Origin of the sequence: Streptomyces sp. NPDC056580 (assembly GCF_042793175.1) — a bacterium.
GTDB lineage: Bacteria > Actinomycetota > Actinomycetes > Streptomycetales > Streptomycetaceae > Streptomyces.
This window is the reverse complement of record NZ_JBHTVE010000003.1, coordinates 232,227-250,447: the sequence shown is the minus strand read 5'-3', so window position 1 is coordinate 250,447 and position 18,221 is coordinate 232,227. Positions and strand designations below refer to the sequence as shown.

Genomic DNA, 18,221 nt, shown 5'->3' with positions numbered 1-18,221 from the left:
ATGACAGACGTGATACGGGGCATCACCGAGGCCGACTGGCCCCAGGTCGCCGCCCTGGAGGCCGGCGCGTACGCCGGCACCCCGCTCACCGAGGGCGAGGCCGGCCTGCGCTCGCGCGCCTCGGCCGGCACCAGCTTCGTGCTCGACCTCGACGGCCGGGTCGCGGGCTACGTACTGGCCCTGCCCTACCCGATGTTCAGCTACCCGGACCTGACCCGGCCGGAGCGGACCGCCCACCGGTCGCCCAACCTCCACCTGCACGACCTCGTGATCGGCGCGCCCCTGCGCCGCAGGGGACTGGGCAGCCGTCTGGTGCGCCACCTGACCCACGCGGCGGGCGCGCGCGGCTACCGCACCGTCTCGCTGATCGCGGTCGCCGGCAAGGAGGCCTTCTGGCGGGCCAACGGCTACCGGCCGCACCACGAGGCACGGCTGCCCGCCGGCTACGGCGGCGACGCGGTCTACATGTCCGCGCCGGTGGCGGCCGCCGCGCACCGGAGGGCCGGCTGATGGAGAACTCCGGATTCCGCCGCGCCAAGTGGTCCATCGCCGCACTGTTCTGCTTCCTCGGCCTGCAGTACGCCACCTGGGCCGCCCGGCTTCCCGCGCTCAAGGCGCGGCTGGAGCTGGGCGCCGGCGAGGTGGGGCTGCTGCTGATGGCCTGCGGCGTGGGCGCGGCGGCCTCCTTCCCGCTGGTCGCCCACCTGATGCGCAGGCTCGGCTCCCGGCGCCTGTCCCTCGCCTCCGCGCTGGCGCTCACGGCGCTGCTGGCCGCCCTGTCGGTGGTGCCGGACTACCCGCTGGCCCTGCTGGTCGTCTGCGCCGACGGTGTCGCCGTCGGCTGCCTGAACGTCGCGATGAACGCGCAGGGCGCGGCCCTGGAGGCGGCCCACGGCCGCACCGCCATGTCCCAGCTCCACGCCACCTTCAGCGCGGGCCTGCTCGCCGCCGCGCTCCTGGCCTGCGGCGTCACCGCCCTCACCCCGTCCGTCCCGGCCCACTTCGCGGTGGCGGCGGCGCTGCTGCTCCTGCTGCTCGCCGCCGCGCGCCGCGGGCTGCCGCCGCACACCGACCCCGGTCCCGAGCCCCCGAAGAAGCGGGCCCGCCTCGCCTCACCGTCCGGGAAGACGTTGCTCATGGGCTGCGCGATGGCGTTCGGCACCATCACCGAGGGCGCCATGAACGACTGGTCCACGCTCTACCTGAAGGACGTCGTCCGCGCCTCGCCCGCCGTGGCCCCGCTGGGCATCGCCGTCGTCTCGGCCATGATGCTGCTGGCCCGGGTGCGCGCGGACCGCTGGCGCGACCGCTGGGGCGACGCCCGCGTGGTGCGCACCGGCAGCGCCGTGGCCGGCCTCGGCCTGGCCCTCGCGCTGCCGGCCGGCGGGATCGTGCCCACCCTGCTCGGCTTCGCCTGCGTGGGCCTGGGCGCGGCCGCGGTCACCCCGTGCGTGTACGTGGCCGCCGCCGGACAGGGCCCGAACGCGCTGTCCCTGGTCGCCGCGATGGGCACGACCGGCCTGCTGGCCGGGCCCGCGCTGATCGGCTTCGTCGCGGGCGCGGCCGGGCTGACCCTCGGCATGGCCACGGTCGCGGCGTCGGCCCTGATCGTCACCCTGTCGGCCACCTGGATCCCGTGGCGCGACCGGGCCGGCGCGCCCGCGGCCTAGGCCACGGGCAGGAGCGGAGGGTCCGTCGGCTCTCCGGTGACGGGGGGCGCGACGCGGTCGTCCGCGGGCCCCGTCCCGGCGCCGGGCACCGGGCAGGCGCACAGGCGGCGACCCACTGAACCTCCGGCGTCCTGCGTCAGGTTCCCGGCCTGCGGCGCTCAGGCCAGCGACAGGAAGAGCTTCTCCAGCCGGGCCCGCATCTGCTCGGGGTCCTCGCCGTCCTTGCGCCCCGCCTCCATGTCCGTGATGCACTGCTGCAGGCCGGTGGCGATGATCGCGAAACCGGCCCGGTCAAGGGCCCGGGACGCGGCGGCGAGCTGGGTGACGACCTCTTCGCAGTCCCGGCCCTCCTCGATCATCCGGATCACGCCCGAGATCTGGCCCTGCGCGCGGCGCAGACGGTTCAGCACGGCCTTGAGCTCCGCACCAGCGAGATCCAGTTCCACGATCACTCCTCGAAAATACCCCTCGGGGTACTGTACGTCCCGTTTCCGGACGCCGTCGACCACGTACGGACACAACGGCGACGGCCGCCCCGGTCATCCCGGCGGGCCGCCCGAGCGGAGGCCGGCCGCGGAGCTCCAGGCTGGACCAGGTCGTCTTGCCCCGGCTGATCTCGACGGGGAACCGGGGTGCCGTCCTTGCGCAGTCCGTAGAGGCCGAGTCCGGCGTCCACGGTTCCGTGACGCCGCACCGTCCGAACCTGTCGCCCCAGGTGAACAAGCCGACCGCTCAGTGAGCGTGCCCGCCTGCTCGGCGGCGGGAACCGGACCCGGGCGCTTCGCCCGCACCGCCGGCCGGAGTTATTGATTCCGGAAATGGGTGCGGTGTCATAACGGTTCCTGATGGCCGGGAGTATGGCTTTGTATTGGACAGGTGGCCGAAATCGTGTTGATATTGCCCGGAAAATGCGGCGGGTGGCCCTGGTGCCGGCCCATGAACTTTGGAGACTCGCATGGGAACCGTGGAGAACACCGAAGAAATGTATAACCTCTTCAACAAGACGGCGAAAGCCTATGACCAGAGCGGGGTGGAATTCTTCCGCCCCATAGGCCGGCGCCTCGTCGAGTTCTCCGGAATTCCCGCCGGTGCCTCGGTGCTCGACGTCGGCGCCGGCCGCGGGGCCGCCCTCTTCCCGGCCGCCGCCGCCGTCGGCGCGAGTGGCGAGGTGATCGGCGTCGACATCTCCGAGGAGATGGTCAGGTACGCGCGGGCGGACGTGGCCGAGCACGGACTGGAGCACGTCGCACTGCAGGTCATGAACGGACAGCGGCCCGAGTTCGAGGCGGGCAGGTTCGACGCGGTGATCGGCAGCTGCAGCCTCTTCATCTGGGTCAAGGGTCCCGACGACGTGCGCCCCTACTTCGAGCTGCTGCGCCCCGGCGGCCGGTTCGCGACGGCCGCGCCGTCGTTCTTCTCCACCGCGCGCGGCAAGTGGGCGCTCTTCCCGGAGATCGTCAACGAGCTGCTGATGCCCTACATGCTGCAGTCGCTGAAGCAGAGCGGCGCCTACGACTCGCAGTTCGCCAACGCCGGCGCGAACTGGCTCATCTCGGCGGAGTCGATCGAGAAGACCCTCACCGACGCCGGATTCGTCGACGTCGAGGTGGTGGAGGAGGAACTGCCGGTCGTCGTGAAGTCGGGCGAGCAGTGGGTCGAATTCACCTACACCACGGGAATGCGCGGAATGTGGGAGCGCATCGAGGAGAATGAGCGCCGGCAGGTCGTCGCCGAGGTTTCCCGGCGACTGGACACCCTGCGGGACGAGAACGGGATCATCACCGTGCCGGTGCCGATCGTCTACATGCGGGCGAGCACTCCGAAAGCCTGAGACCGGCCTTGGCGGTGATGCGCGACATCTGTCCGTGACGCTCGATCCAGAGCGCGACGTCCGCGGTCCGTGATGGGGGAGAAGTGGCAGCAGGGGGCGAATACGACTGGCCGGTCACCGCGAGGGAGGCGGAACTCGCGGAGATCGAGGAATGGACGGCCGCCGGGACGGGCGCGCTGCTGGTCGGCGAGCAGGGAGTGGGCAAGACCACCCTCCTGGACGCCGCGCTGGAACGGGCCGGGCGCGGCGGCGCCCGGGTGGTGCGCGCGGAGGACGTACGCGACCACCTGAACGGCGGCGCGCAGCCGCGGACCGCGCGCCGCCCGGTCGTGGTGGCGGTCGACGACGTGCACCTGGTCGACCCGGTCACGCTGGCGCTGGTGTGCCGGCTGGCGCACAGCGGCCAGGCGCTGCTGCTGGCCACCGCCCAGCCCGGCGCCCCGCTGCCGAACGCGCTGCGCCGGCTGCTCGTCGACAAGCGCCTGCGGCGGCTCGCCGTCGGCGCTCTCGACCGCTCGGGCGCCGCGCGCGTGCTCGGCGCCCGGCTCGGCGGCCCGGTGGCCGCGGACACCGCGGAGCGCTTCTGGGAACTGACCCGAGGGAACGCGCTCGTCCTGCGCGAACTCGCCGACCAGGCCCTGGCCGCGGGCACCCTGCGCCAGGTCCGCGGCCGCTGGCACTGGCCCGGCCTGCTGGGCGAGCCCGACAGCCGGCTGACCGACCTGGCCGGCCTGCTCCTCGGCGACCTGGACGCGGACGAGCGCGAGCTGGTGAACCTGCTGTCGCTCGCCGGGCCGCTGGAGGCCGGGCTGCCCGTGGTCGAGAAGCTGGGGGAGGCGGCGGAGGCGCTGGACCGCCGTGGCGTCCTCGTCGCCGAGCGCTCCCGGCATCGGCTCTCGCTGAGGCTCGCGCACCCCCTGTGCGCGGCCGTCGTCGTGGCCACCCTGCCCGAGCTGACGGCCCGCCGGCTCCGGCAGGAGGTCGCCGACGCGATCCGGGGCACCGGGGCCCGCCGGCGCCACGACGCCGCCCGCCTGGCCCGGCTCGCCCTGGGCGGCGGCACGCCGCCCGAGCCCGCCGGACTGCGCGCGGCCGCCGCCGACGCGCTGCGCGGCGGGGACCACCCGCTCGCGGAGCGGCTGAGCCGCGCGGCCCTGACCGCCGGGGCGGACGCGGGCGCGGCGCTCGTGCTCGGTGAGGCACTGGCGGGCCAGGCCCGGCACGTGGAGGCGGAGGCCTGCTTCGCGCGGGCCCCGCGGTCCGCCGCGGTGGCACGGTCGCGGGCCCTGAACATGGCCCTCGGCCTGGGCCGGCTCGCCGAGGCGGAAGCGGTCGCCGAGACCGACCGGGCGGCACGGGCCACGGTGCGGCTGCTCAAGGACCGGATCGGCGAGGCACGGCGGCTGGCCGCGTCGGCGGTGGGGGCCGAGCCGCTGCTCGCCCTGCTCCGGCACGAGTCGGGCGACGACGAGGGCGCCCTGGCCGTGCTGGCGGCCGCCCGGCCGGCCCTGGCCGGGCACAGCGGGCGGGCGCGCCTGGAACACCTCTACGTCAGCGGCTGCGTCACCGCGTGGGCCAGGGGGCCGGCCGAGGCCGCGGCGGTGCTGGAGGAACTGCGTGAGCACGCCGCCGGCGGCGGCCCGCGCGCCGGCACGTACGCCCGTCTCCTCGCGGCGCGCCTGCTGCGTGCCGAGGGCCGTGCGGCCGAGGCGGTCGAGCCGCTGCGGCAGGCTGCCGCCTACGGCGGGACCGCCGACTGGCTCAGCACGCGCTCCCTGCGCCTGGCCCGGCTCGCCGGGGCGGTGGCCGAGGCGGGAGACGCCGCCGAGGCCGCCACGCTGCTCGCCGAGGCCCGGGAGGCACAGCGGGAGGAGTGCGCGTACCCGATGATGGCGGACGCCGTGGAGCTGGAGGCGGCGCTGGTGACGGCGTGCCTCGGCGACCGTGCGGCGGCGGCCGGCCAGGCGCTCGGCGTCGCGGAGCGCGCGCTGTCCGCAGGCCGGCGGGCCCAGGCGCTCGCCGCGCTGCACCTCGCCGCCCGGGCGGGCGGGGCGTCCGGGGCCGCCGGGCTGTGGGCCACCGCGGGCCCCGGTGCGCCGGGCGCCGGCCAGGTGCTGCTCGATCACGTGTCGGCGCTCGCCGGGTTCGACGGGGACGCCCTCGACGAGGCCGCCCGGCGATTCGACGGTCTGGGGCTGCTGCCGCTGGCCGCGGAGGCCGCCGCGCAGGCGGCCCACGTCCACCAGGCGTCCGGCAACCGCCGCGGGGCCCGGGCGGCACAGGCCGCCGCCGCCCGGCTCGCCGACCGGTGCGGTGCCGAGCCGCCGGCGTGGGCGGTGCCCGCGGACTGCCGGGAGACGGGCGGCCGGAACGGACTGACCGCCCGGGAGCGGGAGGTGGTGACCCTCGCGGCCCGCCGGTTCTCCAACCAGGAGATCGCCGACCGGCTCGTGCTGTCCGTGCGCACCGTGGAGAACCACCTCTACCGCGCGTACGGCAAGCTCGGCGTCACCGCCCGCACGCAGCTCGCTCCCGCCCTGGGCATCGGGCCCGTGCCGGTCACCCGCCGGACCTGGCCAGTTCCCGCGTGATCCGCTCGTTCCAGGCGGCGAACGTCGGGGTGCCGGTCAGATCGCCGAAGGCCACGTCGAGCCCCGCGCGGCGCCACTTGGTGACCAGCCGCATCATCTGCAGGGACTCCAGACCCAGTTGGATGAGGTTGGCGTCGTCCTCCACCTCGGACGGGCTGACGCCGATCAGTTCGGCCAGCGCCTCGCGCAGTTCCTCTCCGGTGAGGGCGGTCGGGGCGGTGGCATCGGTCCGGTCGCTGCTGTCGGTCATGGTGATGGGATCGTCCTTTCCGGCCTGATGTCGCGGGTCACTCGGAGGCTTCGGCGACGATCTCCAGGATCGCCACCCCGGCCTCGAAGCCGGGGCTCCCGGTGAAGAGCATCACCTTGTCGCCCGGCCCGACCTGACGCGTGCTCCACAGGTGCTCCAGGCCGATGAAGACGTCGGCGGCGCTGATGTGGCCGACCTTGCTGGTGTGCTCCCAGATCCCGCTGTCGACGGTGAAGCCGATCGGGTCGAGGAACTGGTCGCGCAGCGCGTCGATGGTGGCGCTCGGGTGGCAGACCCGCTTGATGTCGGCGGCCGTGACGCCGGCGTCCTCCAGGGCCTCGTCGAGCGCCTTCTGCAGCACCTCGCCCGGGTGCTCCATGGGAGGGGTGTTGCCCTTGGCCCACTCCTCCATCCAGAACCTGACCCGGGCCTCGTAGTCCAGTTCCCTTCCGACGGTCACCGCCGGCGGGAAGATCGGCTCGCTGCCGCGGTGCAGCGCCTCCATCCCGGGGGCGGAGTACGTCCCGACGGACAGCAGCCTGGCGATGCCGCCGGTGCGCGAGACCACCGCGGCCGCCGCGCCGTCGCCGAAGACGGAAAGGCGCGACGTGGTCCAGCGGTCGACCAGCGGAGTGGAGTAATTGTCCGCCGCGGTGAGGAGAACCGCCGGCCTGCGTGAGTCGCAGGCGAGCCGGTGCGCGGAAATGGCGAGCGAGGAAAGCATTCCCTGGCAGCCCTGTTTGACTTCCAGAGCCGTGATCGGCGTGTTCAGGGTGTTGTTGAGAATGTAGTGCGCCGGGGACCAGCCGTCGGGGCCCTGGTGGTAGGCGGAGCTGTGGAACAGCGCGCCGAAATCCTCGGGTGCGTGATCCGACCGCTGAATTGCCTCCTTGGCGGCCAGCACGGCCATTTCGGGGGCGGACAGCGAATCGGAGACCGCGACGGACTCGAGCTGCGAAGCCTCGCGGACGTCCGCGCCGTACCAGCCGGACTCCACGGCCTGCTCCGTCGTGACCAGCCCGGGCACGAACGTGCCGAGGCCCGACAGGTAGACGTCATCGAACTTCATCGTGGTTCCCTTCCGACGCGCACCGATGCGGATGCGACGCGGCCCGAGGCGGGCCGCGCCGCCCCAAGACGACCACGGTCGGCGGCCCGGCGCCTGAGTAGCCGCTACTCAGTTCCGGGGCGGCCGGCCGGGGCCTACGCAGCCGGGGGACCGGCGATCCCGGTACGGCGCAAGAAATCGGACGGCGATTTCGCGCCACTTCCGCCGGGCTCGGCCGTACCGCGCCGGTGAATCCACCGTCGCCGGCACCGGCTTTATCCGCGCTTAAGCACCGAGGCGTTGATTTGACGGGTCGTCAGCTTTGGCTGTGTAAGATGGCCGCGGAGTCGAGGTTCCCTCACCGCCTTGCCGGGGAGGCGACTCGAGCGGGCCCGGGCCAGGGTCCGACGGAGAAGGCTTCGCCCGGAATTCAAGGCCTGCCCAATTCCGGTTCGCGGTACGGGGGAGAGTATGTGTTTGGCATTCGGTCGACCAGACGCGCGCGTATTTCCGCAGCCCTGCGGGGATCCGGTGAGAACGTCGCGCGCGCACGCGCCCAGGGGCGCCCGGCCCGCTGCGCGGACCGCCGGAAGGGGGGATCGTGGCCGCCCGTTCTGACCTGATGAGCCGCCACCACTCGCCGCCGGTCACCGCGGAAGCGCCGGGCTCCCGGCAGCAGACCCGCGGTGCGCCGGCCGTCTGGCGCGTCCTCGTGGTGGAGCACGACGACGCGGACGCCGAGCCCCTGACGAGGAGACTCGGACGGCACGGGCACCACGTGGACCGGGTGTCCGGCGGGATCGCCGCCCTCGACGCCTACGGCGACGCCGACCTGGTCCTGCTGGACCTGGAACTGCCCGATCTGGACGGGCTGGAGGTGTGCCGGCAGATCCGCGCCGCCGGGGACACGGCGGTCATCGCCGTGACCGCCCGGGGCACGGAGCTGGACCGGGTGCTCGGACTGCAGGCGGGCGCCGACGACTACGTCGTCAAGCCCTACGGCTTCCAGGAGCTGCTGGCCCGGATGGAAGCCGTCATGCGCCGCGTCCGGATCTCGGCGGCCGATCCCTCGGTGATCGTCCGGGGCCCCCTGTGCATCGACGCGTCCGCCCGCCGGGTGCGCCTGCACGGCCGGCTGATCGACGTAACCCGCAAGGAGTTCGACCTCCTGTACCTGCTGGCGGTCCAGCCCGACACCGTGGTCTCGCGGAAGACGATCATGCAGACCGTCTGGGGCGACGTCTGGTCCAGGCGCACCATCGACACGCACATCAGCAGCCTGCGGGGAAAGCTCGGGAGCAGCGAGTGGATCCGCAACGTCCGCGGGGTCGGCTTCCAGCTCGGCTGCGTCTGAAGTTCGTCACCTCCGCACGGCGGCCACCGCGGCCGTACCCGCCCTTCGAAGCGGCCCCCGGGGACACGGTCCCCGGGGGCCGCTTCGCGTCTCCGGCCGCGGCACCAACTGCTGTGTAAGACAGGCGAGTTGACACTCCTCTGACGAAGACCGCAAGCGGCCTGAGGAACGTGCACTGACTCTGACGCCGAGTTGAGTGTCCGTTCCTTGAACGCGTCCGGGCCACCCGGCAGTATCAGTGGCGCGTCAGCGAGCCCCACCCGTGCCCCTCCCCGTACCGGTCGACCGGCCGCGGCGCCTTCGCCCCCTCTCCCTCGGGAAACCGACAGTCAGCGCACCCCTTTGGAGTTCTTCCATGGCTGAATCCGCCCAGAGCAACGCCGGCACCGACGAAGCCGAACTGCGCGCCCTCAACCGCGCGACGGTGGAGAAGTACATGGCCGCCCTCGGGCCGGCCCGCCTGGAGCGCCACCTGCTCTTCACGGAGGACGGCGTCGGCGGCCTCTGGACCACGGACACCGGCGCCCCGATCGCCATCCGCGGCCGGGACCGGCTCGGCGAGCACGCGGTGTGGTCGCTGAAGACCTTCCCGGACTGGGAGTGGTACAACGTCCAGATCTTCTCCACCCAGGACCCGGGCCGTTTCTGGGTGGAATGCGACGGCCGCGGCAAGATCCGCTTCGCGGACTACCCCGAGGGCTGGTACGAGAACCACTTCCTGCACTCGTTCGAGCTGGAGAACGGCCTGATCAAGCTGCAGCGGGAGTTCATGAACCCGTTCGAGCAGCTCCGTTCCCTCGGCATCCCCGTCCCTGAGATCAAGCGCGCCGGCATACCCACCTGACCGGCCGTCGTCGCGCCGCCGCAGAGGAGGATCCCATGGACGAAGTCGTGCGTGACATCCGCATCCGAAAGGCACTGCAGCAGCCCGAGTGGCCCGACCAGGACCAGGCCGGGCGGGTGGGGGACATGCTCGCGGCCGGACCGGCGCTCGTACGCGCCCACGACCTCCGGGCGCTGCGTGCGGCGCTGGCCCAGGTCGCGGCCGGCGAGGCCCTGGTGATCCAGGCCGGCGACTGCGCCGAGGACCCCACCGAGTGCTCGGCGGCCGACGTCTCCCGCAAGGCGGCGCTGCTCGACCTGCTCGCCGGAACACTGCGCATGAACGCGCTCAAGCCCGTGATCCGGGCCGGCCGCATCGCGGGCCAGTTCGCCAAGCCCCGCTCCAGCGCGGCGGAGACGGTGGGCGCCACGCTGCTGCCCGTCTTCCGGGGCCACATGGTCAACGGGCCGGAACCGGACCCCGAGGCCAGGCGCGCCGACCCGCTGCGCATGCTCACCTGCCACATGGCGGCCGACGAGATCATGAAGCACCTGGGCTGGCAGCGGCCGGTGGCGCCGCACGACCCCCTCGGGCCGTCGGTGTGGACCAGCCACGAGGCACTGCTGCTCGACTACGAGCTCCCCCTGGTGCGCACCGCCGAGGACGGCAGGCTGTTCCTCGGTTCCACGCACTGGCCCTGGATCGGTGAGCGCACCCGCCAGCTCGACGGAGCGCACGTGGCGCTGCTCGCCTCGGTGAGCAACCCCGTGGCCTGCAAGGTGGGCCCCTCCATGGACCCCGCCGAGCTGGCGGCGCTGTGCGAACGCCTCGACCCCGACCGCGCCCCCGGACGGCTCACGCTCATCTCCCGGATGGGCGCGGGCCGGGTCCTGGAGCGGCTGCCCCGGCTGGTCGAGGCGGTGCGCGAGGCCGGCCACCCGGTCGTCTGGCTCACCGATCCCATGCACGGGAACACCGTCACGGCGCCGGACGGCAACAAGACCCGCCATGTCGAGACCGTCGTCGAAGAGGTCCGGCGCTTCCAGGAGGCCGTCACCGGCGCCGGCGGCGTGGGCGGCGGACTGCACCTGGAGACCACCCCCGCCGACGTGACCGAGTGCGTCTCCTGCCGGGCCGACCTCGACCACGTCGGCGACAAGTACACGACGTTCTGCGATCCGCGGCTCAACGCGCGGCAGGCCGTCTCCGTCGTGTCCGCCTGGAGCGTTTGACCACGGACCACGGACGCGTCAAGGACCACGGACCACGGCGCGTCACAGACCACGGACCACGCACGCGTCGCACCCCCGCTCTCTCCGAGTCAAGCCGGACATTGGAAGGCAGAAATGGTCGGGATCCCTCCCATCGAGCCCTATGTGTTGCCGACGGCGGACGCCCTGCCCGCCAATACCGCCCAGTGGACCGCTGACGCCGACCGTGCCGTGCTGCTCGTGCACGACATGCAGCACTTCTTCCTGGCGCCCTTCCCGGACAGCGTCCGCGGCCCGCTGGTCAGCAACGCCACGGCGCTGCGCGACCGCGCCGCCGCCCTCGGCGTCCCCGTGGCGTACACCGCGCAGCCCGGCAGCATGACCCGGCAGGAGCGCGGTCTGCTGGCCGACTTCTGGGGCGCCGGCATGCGGCGGGACACCGAGGACCGCGGCGTCACCGACGACCTGGCGCCCCGGGAGGGCGACTGGCGGCTGACGAAGTGGCGCTACAGCGCCTTCCACAACTCCCCGCTCCTGCGGCGGATGCGCGAGGCCGGCCGCGACCAGCTCGTCCTGTGCGGCGTCTACGCCCACATCGGCGTGCTGATGACGGCGGTCGACGCCTTCACCAACGACATCCAGCCGTTCCTCGTCGCCGACGCCGTCGCCGACTTCGACGAGAGCCGGCACCGCATGGCGCTGGAGTACGCCGCTGGGCGCTGCGCGATGGTCGTCACGGCCAAGGAGGTCTTCGCATGACCGCGACGACCGGGGACCTGCTGGACCGGGTGCTGGCGGGCCGCGCCGGCGCCTTCGCCCTGCTGCACCGGCCGGAAGCGGGCGGCCCCGGCACCCTCGACGTGCTGGCCGGCGACGTCAGCACACCCGCGACGCTCGCGGAGATCCCGCTGCCGGACACCGCGGACCGCCCGGCCGGAGCACGCCACGAGGTCCTCGCGGTGGTGCCGTACCGCCAGATCGCCGAGCGCGGCTTCGTGGCGGCCGACGACGGCTCGCCCCTCGTCGCGCTCAGCGTGACCGGGCAGGAACGCGTCCCCCTGGCGGACGCCCTGCGCCGCATCCCGCAGGTGCCGACCGGACTGGCCGACGCACACTTCGACGTGGACGACGAGACCTACCAGCGGCTGGTCCGCAGCGTCGTCGACGAGGTGATCGGCGCGGGCGAGGGCGCCAACTTCGTCGTCAAACGGTCCTTCGTCGCCACCATCACCGGCTACGGGCACGGCAGCGCCCTGTCGTTCTTCGCCCGGCTCCTGCAGCGCGAGGTCGGCGCCTACTGGACGTTCCTGATCCACACGGGGGAGCGGACACTGGTCGGCGCCTCGCCCGAGCGGCACGTCAGCCTCGACGCCGGCACGGCCGTGATGAACCCGATCAGCGGCACCTACCGCTACCCGCCGTCCGGCCCCACCCTGCCGGGCGTCATGGACTTCCTCGCCGACCGCAAGGAGGCCGACGAGCTGTACATGGTCGTCGACGAGGAACTCAAGATGATGGCCCGGATCTGCGAGGAGGGCGGCCGGGTCAGGGGGCCGTACCTCAAGGAGATGGCCCGCCTCGCGCACACCGAGTACTTCATCGAGGGCCGCACCGCGCACGACGTGCGGGACATCCTGCGCGAGACCATGTTCGCCCCGACCGTGACCGGCTCCCCGCTGGAGAGCGCCTGCCGGATCATCGACGCGTACGAGCCCACGCGGCGCGGCTACTACAGCGGCGTCGCGGCCCTCATCGGGCGCGACGAGGACGGCGGCCGGGCCATGGACTCCGCCATCCTCATCCGCACCGCGGACATCGACGCGACCGGCCGGGTGGAGATCGGCGTCGGCGCCACCCTGGTGCGGCACTCCGACCCCGCCCGCGAGGCCGCCGAGACCCGGGCCAAGGCGGCCGCCCTGGTGAGCGCGCTCGAATCCGGCGGGACCCGCGGCTTCGCCGACCACCCGGAGGTACGCGGCGCCCTGGAACGGCGCAACGACTCCATCGCCGGGTTCTGGCTGGACGGCGGACACGGCGGACCGGTGGACCACCCGGCCCTCGCCGGCCGGCGGGTCCTGGTCGTCGACGCGGAGGACACCTTCACCTCCATGATCGCCGGCCAGCTGCGCGCCCTGGGCCTGCACGTCGCGGTACGCCGGTTCGACGAGGAGTACGCCTTCGGGGACCACGACCTCGTCGTCATGGGCCCCGGTCCCGGCGACCCCCGGGACACCGCCCACCCCCGCATCGGCCACCTGCACGCCGCCGTGCGCACCCTGCTCGCCGAACGCCGGCCCTTCCTCGCGGTGTGCCTGAGCCACCAGGTGCTCGGCCTCGCGCTCGGCCTGGACGTGGCCCGGCTGCCCGCCCCCAACCAAGGGCTGCAGCGGGAGATCGACTACTTCGGGGCCGCCGAGCGGGTGGGCTTCTACAACGCCTTCGCCGTCGTGAGCGGCGACGACAAGCGAGCGGTCGAGGGCGTCGGCGTGGTCGAGGCCAGCCGGGACCCGGCCGCGGGAGAGGTGTACGGGCTGCGCGGCCCGCACTTCATGTCCATGCAGTTCCACGCCGAGTCCGTGCTCACCCAGAACGGCCCGCGCATCCTGGCCGGCGCCCTCCAGGACGTCCTCGCTCCATGACGGCGGCCCCCAGGCTGCCGATGACTCACCCCATGACGGAAGAACAGCGGGAGATCCCCATGCACCCCTACGTGGTCGTCGACGCCTTCGCGACCGAGGTACTGAAAGGCAACCCCGTCGCCGTCTACTTCGACGCCGACGACCTGACGGAAACTCAGATGCAGGCCGTCGCCCGGGAGATGAACCTTTCCGAGACCACCTTCGTGCTCGCTCCCGAACAGGGCGGCGACGCGCGGGTGCGGATCTTCACCCCGGTCAACGAGCTGCCCTTCGCCGGGCACCCGCTCCTCGGCACCGCCGTCGCGATCGGCAACCGGGGCCCGCTGGACCAGCTCAAGCTGGAGACGGCCAGGGGCGTCATCCCCTTCGAGCTGGTCCGCACGGACGGCACGGTCACCTCCGCCTGGATGCAGCAGCCCGTACCGGACTGGGAGCCCTTCGACCGGTGCGAGGAACTGCTGGCCGCCCTCGGGGTGCGGGACACCGCGCTGCCGGTGGAGATCTACCGCAACGGCCCCCGGCACGTCCTGGTCGGGCTGAACAGCGTCGAGGAGCTGTCCGCGCTGCGTCCCGACCACCGTGCGCTGGGCGCGTTCGAGGACATGGCGGCCAACTGCTTCGCCGGTTCCGGCACGCGGTGGCGCAGCCGGATGTTCTCACCCGCGTACGGCGTCGTCGAGGACGCGGCCACGGGCTCCGCGGCCGGGCCCATCGCGATCCACCTGGCCCGGCACGGCCTGATCGAGTACGGCCGGCGCATCGTCATCACCCAGGGCGTGGAGATGGGCCGGCCCTCGCCCATGCACGCCCTGGCCGAGGGCAGCGGCGAGCAGGTCACCCGGGTCGAGGTCGGCGGTGACGGAGTCGTCGCGCTCGAAGGGGCGCTGCACCTGTGACGCGCCCGCGCGCGGCCCGTCCCCCCGTGGCACCCGCACTCCGGAAGGACGCATGAACAGCACCAGGTCGGAAAGCATGACCGGGACCGTCGAGGTCCCGTTCCCCGAGTACGCCGAACCGCCCGCCGAGCCCGTGGGACTGCTCCGGGCGTGGCTCGCCGGCGCGGTCCACCACCGGGTCCGCGAGCCGCGGGCGCTGGCGCTGGCCACCGCGGACGCGGCCGGCCGGCCCTCGACCCGCATCGTGGTGATCAACGAGGTGACGGACGGCGGGCTCGTGTTCATCACGCACGCGGGCAGCCGCAAAGGCCGCGAACTGGCGGTCAACCCATGGGCGTCGGGCGTCCTGTACTGGCGCGAGACCAGCCGGCAGATCGTCGTCGACGGACCCGTGGCGAAGCTGTCCGACGAGCGGGCCGACGCCCTCTGGCACGCCCGCCCGGTGTTCACCCACGCCATGACGACCGCCTCCCGGCAGAGCGAGCCGATCGGCGGACCCGGCGAGGTCGAGGCGCTGCGCCGGCGGGCCCTCGACCTGGGGGCGAGCGGCGCGCCGCTGCCCCGCCCGGCGGGCTTCGCCGGCTACGAACTGCGCTTCGAGAGCGTCGAGTTCTGGGCCGACGGGGCCGACCGGCTGCACGAGAGGCTGCGTTACGACCGGGACGGCGACGGCTGGCGCTCCACGCGCCTGCAGCCCTGAGCCGGCCCGGCACCGACGCGCCGTCACCACCCGCCGGACCCGCCGGACCCACCGGCCCGCCCAACCCATGGACCCCATCGAACCCGTCGAAGCGGAACGCGAGTACACCATGCAGTCAGCCGCCCCCCTGCTCCACTCCGGATTTCTGGCCTCGGTCCAGCGCGTGCCGGACAACCCCGCGCTGTCCCTGCACGGGCGGACCTGGACCTACCGGGAACTGGACGGCATCGCCCGGCTGTGGGCCGGTGCGCTCACGCGGCCCGCGGCGCGGCCGCAACGCGTGGCCGTTCTCGGCCACCGCAGCATCGTCACCTACGCGGGCTTCCTGGCCGCGCTGTACGCCGGGGCGACCGTGGTCCCGCTGAACAAGAAGTACCCGGTCGCCCGCAACAGGGACATCCTGGAGCGCGCGGAGGCCGGCGCGGTGCTGGCCGACGCCGGCTCCCACGCGCGTCTCGGCCCGCTCCTGGACGGCCTGGCCAAGCCCCCCCTCGTGGTGCTGCCGGACAGCGACGAGGCGCCCGGCACGCTCCCAGCGGGGGTCCGGACCCTCACCCGCGCCGACCTGGCGGACCCGGTCCGGCCCGCCGGTCCGGTGGCCGTGGCCCCCGAGGACGGGGCGTACCTGCTCTTCACGTCCGGCACCACGGGCCGGCCCAAGGGCGTGCCCATCTCGCACGCCAACGTGGCCGCGTTCCTGTCCGCCAACACCGATCGCTACCGCTTCACCGAGCGCGACCGGTTCACCAACACCTTCGACCAGACCTTCGACCTGTCGGTGTTCGACCTCTTCATGGCCTGGGGAAGCGGCGGGTGCCTGGTGCCGATGGACGGCTACGACCTGATGACCCCGCTGGACTTCGTACGCGACAACGACATCACCGTCTGGTTCTCGGTGCCGTCGGTGGCCGTGCTCCAGCACCGGCGCGGCGCGCTGGAGCCGGGGAGCCTGCCGTCGCTGCGGTGGAGCCTGTTCTGCGGGGAGGCGCTGCCGGCGGCCACCGCCCGGGCCTGGCAGGAGGCGGCGCCCGGATCCGTGGTGGAGAACCTGTACGGGCCGACCGAGGCGACCATCGCCTGCCTGGTGCACCGCTGGGACCCGCGGACCTCGCCGGCCGGCGTGGTCAACGGAATCGTCCCGATCGGCGCCCCCTACCCGGGCATGGCCGCCGCCGTGCTCGCCGAGGACGGCAGTCCCGTGCCGCACGGCGAGACCGGTGAACTCTGCCTCACCGGGCGCCAGGTCTTCGAGGGCTACCTGAACGCGCCCGAGCAGACCGGGGCCGCCTTCCACGTCGTCCCGTCCGCGTTCGGCCCCGACCACCGCTGGTACCGCACCGGTGACCTGGTGCGCCGGCTGGACAGCGGCGAGTACGGCTACGTGGGCCGGCTGGACACCCAGGTGAAGATCCTGGGCCACCGCATCGAGACGGGCGAGGTGGAGGCGCACCTGCTCCGCCAGGAGCGCATCGACCAGGCCGTCGTCGTCGCCGTCCCGGGGGACGAGGAGGGCGTGACGGTGCTGGCCGGCATCCTGGCGGGCGACGGCATCGACGTCTGCGACGTGGACGGGGAACTGCGCCGGACGCTGCCCTCGTACATGATCCCCCTCACCTACCACCTGCTGGACTCCTTCCCGCTGAACGACAACGGGAAGGTCGACCGCAAGGCGCTGCGCCGCCTGGTCGAGTCCGGGGAACTGGAGCCCGTCCTGCTGTGAGCGGGCCGTCCGACGCCTATGAGTCCGATCAGAGAGGAACGCCGCGGATGAACGACGCTGCCGCGACCGCAGCCCTGCGAGACCGCGTGCGCGGTGAGGTGCTGCTGCCGGACGACGACGGATTCGCCGCCCGCTGCGGGGGATTCCAGACGGCCTACCGGCACCGGCCCCGGGTGCTCGTCCGGGCCGCCGTCGCCGAGGACGTGACGGCCGCCGTGGAGTACGCGGCCGAGCGGGACCTGCCGGTGGCGGTCCAGGCGACCGGGCACGGCCTCTCCGTCGCCACGGACGGGGGCGTGCTCATCGGCACCGCCGGGCTCAACCGGGTCTCGGTCGACGCCGCGGCCCGCACGGCACGGATCGGTGCGGGCGCGCGCTTCGCCGCCGTCATCGACGCCGCGGCCCGCCACGGCCTGGCCCCGCTCAACGGCTCGGCGCCCGGCGTGGGAGCGGCCGGATACGTCCTGGGCGGCGGACTGGGGCTGCTGGCCCGGCAGTTCGGCTACGCGGCCGACCACGTCAGGTCCATCGACCTGGTCACCGCCGACGCCCGGCCGCGGCGCGTCACCGCGGACAGCGACCCCGAGCTGTTCTGGGCGCTGCGCGGCGCCGGCGCCAACTTCGGCGCGGTCACCGGCATGGAGATCGGCCTCGTCCGGGTCAGCCGGCTGTACGGGGGAGAGCTGGTCTTCGACCTCGCCCGCACCCCGGGCCTGCTCGCCGGCTACCTGGGCTGGACCGGGACGCTCCCCGAGGAGCTGACGTCCTCGGTGTCGCTGATCGCCTACCCCGACCTGCCCTTCTTCCCGGCCGCGCTGCGCGGCCGGTTCGCCGCCCACGTGCGCGTCGCGTACACCGGCGACTCCCGCGCCGGCGAGCGGCTGCTCGCCCCGCTGCGCGCGCTCGGCCCCCGGCTGACGGACACCGTCGCGGAGATGCCCTACACCGAGTGCGGCGCGATCTACGACGATCCGCCGCAGCCGCACGCCTACCAGGGCGACAACGTACTGCTGCGCGCCTTCCCCGCGCACCTGGCGGAGGAGGTGACGGAGCTGGTGGGACCGGGCGCGGCGGTGCCGTGCGTGCTCGACGTCCGCCACCTGGGCGGGGCGCTCGGCCGGCCGGCCGAGGTGCCCAACGCGGTGGGGCACCGCTCGGCCCGGTACCTGCTGCGCGTGCTGACGCCCCTGATGGGCGCGGGACCCGGTGAGGCGCGGGCCGCCACCGCCAAGGTGCTGGGGACGCTCGCCTCCGAGTCCGTCGGCGGCCGGTTCCAGAGCCTGGTGTACGGAGGATGCGCGGACGGCCCGCCGGACGCGCCGGCCACGGACTTCTGGGAGCCGGCCGACCACCACCGGCTGGCCGCGCTGAAAATGCGGCTCGACCCCGCCAACATGTTCCGCTTCAACCGGAACATCGAGCCGGAGAACTGAACGGAAAAACCTCCGGAACAACCTGTTTCAACGCTGTGCGGCGCCCCGGGAATTC

The 18,221-nt window shown here is 73.6% G+C and carries 16 protein-coding genes; 13 read left to right on the top strand and 3 right to left on the bottom strand.

Annotated elements, in window-relative coordinates; genetic code table 11:
- Together ACFQ9Z_RS07795 and ACFQ9Z_RS07790 are read left to right on the top strand one after the other, a co-directional pair.
- Window positions 1-510, top strand: coding sequence for a GNAT family N-acetyltransferase (locus ACFQ9Z_RS07795; protein WP_383012460.1), 510 nt, complete (start codon window positions 1-3; stop codon window positions 508-510).
- Window positions 510-1,670, top strand: coding sequence for an MFS transporter (locus ACFQ9Z_RS07790; RefSeq protein WP_383012457.1), 1,161 nt, complete (start codon window positions 510-512; stop codon window positions 1,668-1,670). The genes ACFQ9Z_RS07795 and ACFQ9Z_RS07790 overlap by 1 nt, the downstream gene beginning before the upstream one ends.
- A 158-nt stretch (window positions 1,671-1,828) precedes the next feature.
- Here ACFQ9Z_RS07790 and ACFQ9Z_RS07785 read toward each other — a convergent pair whose 3' ends face one another.
- Window positions 1,829-2,116, bottom strand: a complete 288-nt coding sequence (locus ACFQ9Z_RS07785; RefSeq protein WP_383012454.1) for a metal-sensitive transcriptional regulator — start codon at window positions 2,114-2,116, stop codon at window positions 1,829-1,831.
- Between the two features lie 509 nt (window positions 2,117-2,625).
- On the opposite strand from ACFQ9Z_RS07785, the gene ACFQ9Z_RS07780 reads away from it, so the two are divergent.
- Window positions 2,626-3,501, top strand: a complete 876-nt coding sequence (locus ACFQ9Z_RS07780; protein WP_383012451.1) for a class I SAM-dependent methyltransferase — start codon at window positions 2,626-2,628, stop codon at window positions 3,499-3,501.
- A gap of 83 nt (window positions 3,502-3,584) precedes the next feature.
- Window positions 3,585-6,092, top strand: coding sequence for a LuxR C-terminal-related transcriptional regulator (locus ACFQ9Z_RS07775; RefSeq protein ID WP_383012448.1), 2,508 nt, complete (start codon window positions 3,585-3,587; stop codon window positions 6,090-6,092).
- On the opposite strand, the gene ACFQ9Z_RS07770 is transcribed toward ACFQ9Z_RS07775, so the two are convergent.
- Together ACFQ9Z_RS07770 and ACFQ9Z_RS07765 are read right to left on the bottom strand one after the other, a co-directional pair.
- Window positions 6,061-6,342 (bottom strand): phosphopantetheine-binding protein, encoded by a 282-nt coding sequence (locus tag ACFQ9Z_RS07770; protein WP_383012445.1) that lies wholly within the window; start codon window positions 6,340-6,342, stop codon window positions 6,061-6,063. The two genes, ACFQ9Z_RS07775 and ACFQ9Z_RS07770, sit on opposite strands and share 32 nt — an antisense overlap.
- Before the next feature lie 37 nt (window positions 6,343-6,379).
- Window positions 6,380-7,411, bottom strand: a complete 1,032-nt coding sequence (locus ACFQ9Z_RS07765; RefSeq protein WP_383012442.1) for a ketoacyl-ACP synthase III family protein — start codon at window positions 7,409-7,411, stop codon at window positions 6,380-6,382.
- A gap of 580 nt (window positions 7,412-7,991) precedes the next feature.
- Here ACFQ9Z_RS07765 and ACFQ9Z_RS07760 point away from each other — a divergent pair.
- The 9 genes from ACFQ9Z_RS07760 (at window position 7,992) to ACFQ9Z_RS07720 (ending at window position 18,166) form a co-directional block, all read left to right on the top strand.
- Window positions 7,992-8,744: a response regulator transcription factor gene (locus ACFQ9Z_RS07760; protein WP_383012440.1), complete on the top strand. Its 753-nt coding sequence runs from the start codon at window positions 7,992-7,994 to the stop codon at window positions 8,742-8,744.
- Between the two features lie 355 nt (window positions 8,745-9,099).
- Window positions 9,100-9,588, top strand: a complete 489-nt coding sequence (locus tag ACFQ9Z_RS07755) for a PhzA/PhzB family protein (protein ID WP_383012437.1) — start codon at window positions 9,100-9,102, stop codon at window positions 9,586-9,588.
- Between the two features lie 35 nt (window positions 9,589-9,623).
- Window positions 9,624-10,799 carry a 3-deoxy-7-phosphoheptulonate synthase gene (locus ACFQ9Z_RS07750; RefSeq protein ID WP_383012434.1) on the top strand — a complete coding sequence of 392 codons (1,176 nt, stop codon included), beginning with the start codon at window positions 9,624-9,626 and terminating at the stop codon, window positions 10,797-10,799.
- Window positions 10,800-10,913: 114 nt separating this feature from the next.
- On the top strand, window positions 10,914-11,537 hold the full coding sequence (locus ACFQ9Z_RS07745; RefSeq protein WP_383012431.1) for an isochorismatase family protein: 624 nt from the start codon (window positions 10,914-10,916) through the stop codon (window positions 11,535-11,537).
- A complete protein-coding gene (locus ACFQ9Z_RS07740) occupies window positions 11,534-13,417 on the top strand; it encodes an anthranilate synthase family protein (RefSeq protein ID WP_383012427.1) in 1,884 nt (627 codons plus the stop codon). Before ACFQ9Z_RS07745 ends, ACFQ9Z_RS07740 begins: the two co-directional genes overlap by 4 nt.
- Before the next feature lie 32 nt (window positions 13,418-13,449).
- Window positions 13,450-14,313, top strand: coding sequence for a PhzF family phenazine biosynthesis protein (locus tag ACFQ9Z_RS07735; protein ID WP_383012424.1), 864 nt, complete (start codon window positions 13,450-13,452; stop codon window positions 14,311-14,313).
- A gap of 52 nt (window positions 14,314-14,365) precedes the next feature.
- A complete protein-coding gene (gene phzG, locus ACFQ9Z_RS07730) occupies window positions 14,366-15,013 on the top strand; it encodes a phenazine biosynthesis FMN-dependent oxidase PhzG (protein WP_383012421.1) in 648 nt (215 codons plus the stop codon).
- Window positions 15,014-15,080: 67 nt separating this feature from the next.
- On the top strand, window positions 15,081-16,733 hold the full coding sequence (locus ACFQ9Z_RS07725; RefSeq protein WP_383012418.1) for an amino acid adenylation domain-containing protein: 1,653 nt from the start codon (window positions 15,081-15,083) through the stop codon (window positions 16,731-16,733).
- Between the two features lie 47 nt (window positions 16,734-16,780).
- Window positions 16,781-18,166 (top strand): FAD-binding oxidoreductase, encoded by a 1,386-nt coding sequence (locus ACFQ9Z_RS07720; RefSeq protein WP_383012415.1) that lies wholly within the window; start codon window positions 16,781-16,783, stop codon window positions 18,164-18,166.
- The last annotated feature ends 55 nt before the right edge of the window (window positions 18,167-18,221 follow it).